The 836-nt window shown below is 73.0% G+C and carries 1 protein-coding gene; it reads right to left on the reverse strand.

Annotated features, from left to right (window positions below):
- Nucleotides 1–106: 106 nt before the first annotated feature.
- Complete coding sequence (locus J3473_RS19220) at nt 107–832, reverse strand: response regulator transcription factor (protein WP_207025406.1); 726 nt, start codon at nt 830–832, stop codon at nt 107–109.
- Nucleotides 833–836: the final 4 nt, after the last annotated feature.

Consider the following 836-nt stretch of genomic DNA (forward strand, 5'->3'; position numbering starts at 1 on the left):
AGGGAGGCGACGAGGTAGGCGGTGACGGCGCCCGCGACGAGCAGGAGCGTCTGGGTGAGGAGCAGCCGCGCGCCGAAGCCGCGCGTCGCGCGAGGCCGCGTGCGGCTCATGCGCCGGGTCCCATCCGGTAGCCGACCCCGCGCACGGTGCGCACGAAGACCGGGTCGGTGGCGTCGTCGCCGAGCTTGCGGCGCAGGTGCCCCACGTGGACGTCGACGAGGTGCTCGTCACCGACCCACTCCGGCCCCCACACGGTGTCGATGAGCTGGCGCCGGGAGAAGGCCATCCGCGGGTTGCCGGCGAGGGCGGCCAGGACGTCGAACTCGGTGCGCGTCAGGTGCACTGGTTCCTGGTCGAGCCACACCTCGCGGCCGACGGGGTCGACGGCGAGCCGGCCGACGGTCAGGGCGTGGTCGGTGGGCTCGGGATGGGTGGGGCGTCGGGGTCGGCGGAACATCACCTGGATGCGGGCGATGAGCTCGCGGGGGGAGAAGGGCTTGGTCAGGTAGTCGTCGGCTCCCACGGACAGGCCGATGAGGGTGTCCACCTCGTCGTCGCGCGCGGTGACCATGACGACGTAGGCGTCGGAGAAGGTCCGCAACTGCCGGCAGACCTCGATGCCGTCCATGCCGGGCAGGCCGAGGTCGAGCACGACGACGTCGGGGTCGACCTCGCGGGCCGCCTCGAGGCCGGAGGGGCCGTCGTGGACGACGTGCGCCTCCATCCCTGCTCGCTCCAGGTAGCTGCCGATCAGGCGCGCCATGTGGACCTCGTCCTCGACCACCAGCGCGCGCACTCCCGGCGTGGTCGGCGAGGTCGGGACGCTCTGCATGGTG

Origin of the sequence: Phycicoccus sp. DTK01 (assembly GCF_017312765.1) — a bacterium.
Classification (GTDB): domain Bacteria; phylum Actinomycetota; class Actinomycetes; order Actinomycetales; family Dermatophilaceae; genus Phycicoccus; species Phycicoccus jejuensis.